General features: G+C 56.2%; 3 rRNA genes. All 3 read left to right on the top strand.

Going from position 1 to position 5,703, the window contains the following annotated elements:
- Positions 1–264: 264 nt before the first annotated feature.
- The 3 genes from J2X46_RS24080 (at position 265) to rrf (ending at position 5,696) form a co-directional block, all read left to right on the top strand.
- Positions 265–1,780: ribosomal RNA gene (locus tag J2X46_RS24080) — 16S ribosomal RNA — on the top strand.
- Positions 1,781–2,303: 523 nt separating this feature from the next.
- Positions 2,304–5,439: ribosomal RNA gene (locus J2X46_RS24075) — 23S ribosomal RNA — on the top strand.
- Between the two features lie 139 nt (positions 5,440–5,578).
- Positions 5,579–5,696 (top strand): 5S ribosomal RNA (rrf, locus tag J2X46_RS24070).
- Together the 16S, 23S and 5S rRNA genes form the textbook arrangement of a ribosomal RNA operon.
- The last annotated feature ends 7 nt before the right edge of the window (positions 5,697–5,703 follow it).

Raw genomic sequence — 5,703 nt, 5'->3', positions numbered from 1 at the left:
GGGTGCGTCTGATTTTTGAGAACTCAACAGTGTGTTTGATTAGTCGACGAATTAGTTTGTTATGCCCCGTTGACATCATGTTTGCTTCACCGCCTTTTGGGTTGGTGGGGTGTGGTGTCGCGGTTTCTTTGACAATGATTCTGGCGATGCCCTGACTTTGGTTGGGGTGTCATTCGCTAGTTTTGTTCAGTCAGGGGATGTGGCTCTTATTGATAGTCGCTCCTGTCTGCCGGCTTTTGGGTTGGTGGTGGGGGTTGATGGTTTTCGATGGAGAGTTTGATCCTGGCTCAGGACGAACGCTGGCGGCGTGCTTAACACATGCAAGTCGAGCGGAAAGGCCACTTCGGTGGTACTCGAGCGGCGAACGGGTGAGTAACACGTGAGTAATCTGCCCTTGGCTTTGGGATAGCCACCGGAAACGGTGATTAATACCGGATACGACCACTTCTCGCATGGGATGGTGGTGGAAAGTTTTTCGGCCAGGGATGTGCTCGCGGCCTATCAGCTTGATGGTGAGGTAATGGCTCACCATGGCTTCGACGGGTAGCCGGCCTGAGAGGGTGACCGGTCACACTGGGACTGAGACACGGCCCAGACTCCTACGGGAGGCAGCAGTGGGGAATATTGGACAATGGGCGGAAGCCTGATCCAGCAACGCCGCGTGAGGGATGACGGCCTTCGGGTTGTAAACCTCTTTCAGCAGGGACGAAGCGCAAGTGACGGTACCTGCAGAAGAAGCACCGGCCAACTACGTGCCAGCAGCCGCGGTAATACGTAGGGTGCGAGCGTTGTCCGGAATTATTGGGCGTAAAGGGCTCGTAGGCGGTTTGTCGCGTCGGGAGTGAAAACCAGGTGCTTAACACCTGGCTTGCTTTCGATACGGGCAGACTAGAGGTATTCAGGGGAGAACGGAATTCCTGGTGTAGCGGTGAAATGCGCAGATATCAGGAGGAACACCGGTGGCGAAGGCGGTTCTCTGGGAATATCCTGACGCTGAGGAGCGAAAGTGTGGGGAGCGAACAGGATTAGATACCCTGGTAGTCCACACCGTAAACGTTGGGCGCTAGGTGTGGGGTCCATTCCACGGATTCCGTGCCGCAGCTAACGCATTAAGCGCCCCGCCTGGGGAGTACGGCCGCAAGGCTAAAACTCAAAGGAATTGACGGGGGCCCGCACAAGCGGCGGAGCATGCGGATTAATTCGATGCAACGCGAAGAACCTTACCTGGGTTTGACATACACCCTGCCGCTCCAGAGATGGGGCTTCTTTTGGGGGTGTACAGGTGGTGCATGGCTGTCGTCAGCTCGTGTCGTGAGATGTTGGGTTAAGTCCCGCAACGAGCGCAACCCTCGTTCTATGTTGCCAGCACGTAATGGTGGGGACTCATAGGAGACTGCCGGGGTCAACTCGGAGGAAGGTGGGGATGACGTCAAGTCATCATGCCCCTTATGTCCAGGGCTTCACGCATGCTACAATGGCCGGTACAAAGGGCTGCGATCCCGTAAGGGGGAGCGAATCCCAAAAAGCCGGTCTCAGTTCGGATTGGGGTCTGCAACTCGACCCCATGAAGTCGGAGTCGCTAGTAATCGCAGATCAGCAACGCTGCGGTGAATACGTTCCCGGGCCTTGTACACACCGCCCGTCACGTCACGAAAGTCGGCAACACCCGAAGCCGGTGGCCCAACCCTTGTGGAGGGAGCCGTCGAAGGTGGGGCTGGCGATTGGGACGAAGTCGTAACAAGGTAGCCGTACCGGAAGGTGCGGCTGGATCACCTCCTTTCTAAGGAGCACACACCCCGATGCCGGGCGAATGTCCTGGCACGCATGGTGGTGTCTCACTAGTGGAACGTCGACTATCAGCTGCTGCGAGAGTCTTCTCGTGGCTGGTTGGTCATGGGCCTCACGTTGGTGGGGGGGATGGTTGAGCACACTGTTGGGTCCTGAAGAATCAGCCGCATGTCTGGCGCAAGCCCGGCGTGATGGTTGGGGCTTCTGGTCCTCCCTTCGCCCAAGGCCCTCTTGTGAGGGTTGCGGGGGTTGGTGGGGTTGTTGTTTGAGATCTGCATAGTGGACGCGAGCATCTTGCAACCGGCGTCGTGGGTGAGTGATCACCTGGTGATGGCTGGTTGCGTGTATGTGTAAGTAGTGCTGGCTGGTTCTTCCTTGTCTTGAGGGGACTGGCTGGCGGCTGCTCTGCCCTTTGATTGGGGGTGGGGTGGCGTGTTTCTTTGTGTTTGTCGCACGTGTATGACGCATGTTTGACGCGGTGACGCGTTGGAGTGTGTGTTGTTTTGACGTTGTTGAGACAAGCTATGAAGGGCACATGGTGGATGCCTTGGCATCAAGAGCCGATGAAGGACGTTGGAGCCTGCGATAAGCCCTGGGGAGTTGGCAACCAAGCTGTGATCCGGGGGTGTCCGAATGGGGAAACCCAGCACGAGTCATGTCGTGTTACCTGCACCTGAACACATAGGGTGTGTGGAGGGAACGTCGGGAAGTGAAACATCTCAGTACCGACAGGAAGAGAAAACAACAGTGATTCCGAGAGTAGTGGCGAGCGAAATCGGATGAGGCTAAACCGTGTCTGTGTGATACCCGGCAGGGGTTGCAGGCGCGGGGTCGTGGGACCGCTCGATTGAGTCTGCCGGCTCAGTGCAGAGTAAGAAATCAGTGTGGAAGTCGAAGTCGGTTGGAAAGCCGTACCGTAGAGGGTGATAGGCCCGTAGACGTAAGACGCTGACTCTGGAGCGTGTTCCCAAGTAACACGGAACCCCTGAAATTCCGTGTGAATCTGGCGGGACCACCCGTTAAGCCTAAATACTCCTTGATGACCGATAGCGGACAAGTACCGTGAGGGAAAGGTGAAAAGTACCCCTGGCGGGGAGTGAAATAGTACCTGAAACCGTGTGCCTACAATCCGTCGGAGCCTTGTGCCAGCTTGCTGGTGGGGGTGACGGCGTGCCTTTTGAAGAATGAGCCTGCGAGTTTGCGGTGTGTTGCGAGGTTAACCCGTGTGGGGTAGCCGTAGCGAAAGCGAGTCCGAATAGGGCGATTCAGTAGCGCGCTCAAGACCCGAAGCGAAGTGATCTATCCATGGGCAGGTTGAAGCGTCGGTAAGACGACGTGGAGGACCGAACCCACTTAGGTTGAAAACTGAGGGGATGACCTGTGGATAGGGGTGAAAGGCCAATCAAACTTCGTGATAGCTGGTTCTCCCCGAAATGCATTTAGGTGCAGCGTTGCGTGTTTCTTGCCGGAGGTAGAGCACTGGATAGCCGATGGGCCCTACAAGGTTACTGACGTTAGCCAAACTCCGAATGCCGGTAAGTGAGAGCGCAGCAGTGAGACTGCGGGGGATAAGCTCCGTAGTCGAGAGGGAAACAGCCCAGACCATCAGCTAAGGCCCCTAAGCGGTGACTAAGTGGAAAAGGATGTGGAGTCGCATTGACAACCAGGAGGTTGGCTTGGAAGCAGCCACCCTTGAAAGAGTGCGTAATAGCTCACTGGTCAAGTGATTCCGCGCCGACAATGTAGCGGGGCTCAAGTCATCCGCCGAAGCTATGGCATTCAGCGAATACATCAGCATCCACTTGATGGGTGTTCAGTGCGCTGGATGGGTAGGGGAGCGTCGTGTGGGCAGTGAAGCGCCGGAGTGATCCAGGTGTGGAGGCCACACGAGTGAGAATGCAGGCATGAGTAGCGAATCACGGGTGAGAAACCCGTGCGCCGAATGATCAAGGGTTCCAGGGTCAAGCTAATCTGCCCTGGGTAAGTCGGGACCTAAGGCGAGGCCGACAGGCGTAGTCGATGGACAACGGGTTGATATTCCCGTACCGGCGAAGTTGCGCCCATGACGAACCTAGTGATGCTAACCACCCGAAACCTATCGGACCGGACCCTTCGGGGCGAGGCTGGTGGGCGGAGCGTGGGACCCGAGCTGGTAGTAGTCAAGCGATGGGGTGACGCAGGAAGGTAGCCCAGCCACAGCGATGGTTGTCTGTGGGCAAGCGTGTAGGACGTGGTGTAGGCAAATCCGCACCATCCACTTCAGTGTGGGGTCTGAGACGTGACGCGGAGCCATATATGGCGAAGTGGGTGATCCTATGCTGCCGAGAAAAACCTCTAGCGAGCAACGAGCCGCCCGTACCCCAAACCGACTCAGGTGATCAAGTAGAGAATACTAAGGCGATCGAGACAACCATGGTTAAGGAACTCGGCAAAATGCCCCCGTAACTTCGGGAGAAGGGGGGCCGGATCCGTGAACCCACTTGCTGGGGGAAGCGGTGATGGCCGCAGAGACCAGGGGAAAGCGACTGTTTACTAAAAACACAGGTCCGTGCGAAGTTGTAAGACGATGTATACGGACTGACTCCTGCCCGGTGCTGGAAGGTTAAGAGGACCGGTTAGATCTTCGGATCGAAGCTGAGAATTTAAGCCCCAGTAAACGGCGGTGGTAACTATAACCATCCTAAGGTAGCGAAATTCCTTGTCGGGTAAGTTCCGACCTGCACGAATGGAGTAACGACTTTCCCACTGTCTCAACCATGGACTCGGCGAAATTGCACTACGAGTAAAGATGCTCGTTACGCGCGGCAGGACGGAAAGACCCCGGGACCTTTACTATAGTTTGGTATTGGTGTTTGGTACGGCTTGTGTAGGATAGGTGGGAGACTGTGAAGCGATCACGCCAGTGGTTGTGGAGTCAACGTTGAAATACCACTCTGGTCGTACTAGATGTCTAACCTAGGTCCGTTATCCGGATCAGGGACAGTGCCTGATGGGTAGTTTAACTGGGGCGGTTGCCTCCTAAAATGTAACGGAGGCGCTCAAAGGTTCCCTCAGCCTGGTTGGCAATCAGGTGGCGAGTGTAAGTGCACAAGGGAGCTTGACTGTGAGACAGACATGTCGAGCAGGGACGAAAGTCGGAACTAGTGATCTGGCCACGGCATGTGGAAGCGTGGTCACTCAACGGATAAAAGGTACCCCGGGGATAACAGGCTGATCTTCCCCAAGAGTCCATATCGACGGGATGGTTTGGCACCTCGATGTCGGCTCGTCGCATCCTGGGGCTGGAGTAGGTCCCAAGGGTTGGGCTGTTCGCCCATTAAAGCGGCACGCGAGCTGGGTTTAGAACGTCGTGAGACAGTTCGGTCCCTATCCGCCGCGCGCGCAGGAAACTTGAGAAAGGCTGTCCCTAGTACGAGAGGACCGGGATGGACGAACCTCTGGTGTGCCAGTTGTTCCGCCAGGAGCACGGCTGGTTGGCTACGTTCGGAAGTGATAACCGCTGAATGCATCTAAGCGGGAAGCACGTTTCAAGATGAGGTTTCCCACCACACAAGTGGGTAAGGCCCCCCACAGAACATGGGGTTGATAGGCCGGAGGTGTACAGCAGTAATGCCCAGCCGACCGGTACTAATAGGCCGAGGGCTTGTCCCAACCACGTACAAAACCACACACACGCGCAAACACAACGAACACACGCACACACATGCATGTTCGCGTCCACTAAGCAGTTCCCAACCAACAAACCCAACACGCCCACCAACACGGGCTGGTTTGTGAGGGTTGAAAGAGTTACGGCGGCCATAGCGAAACGGGAAACACCCGGTCCCATACCGAACCCGGAAGTTAAGCCTTTCAGCGCCGATGGTACTGCAACCGAGAGGTTGTGGGAGAGTAGGACGCCGCCGGACATACATT

It is taken from the genome of Nocardioides sp. BE266, assembly GCF_031457855.1.
In the GTDB taxonomy this organism is placed as follows: domain Bacteria; phylum Actinomycetota; class Actinomycetes; order Propionibacteriales; family Nocardioidaceae; genus Nocardioides.
This window is presented reverse-complemented; position numbering and strand designations above follow the sequence as displayed.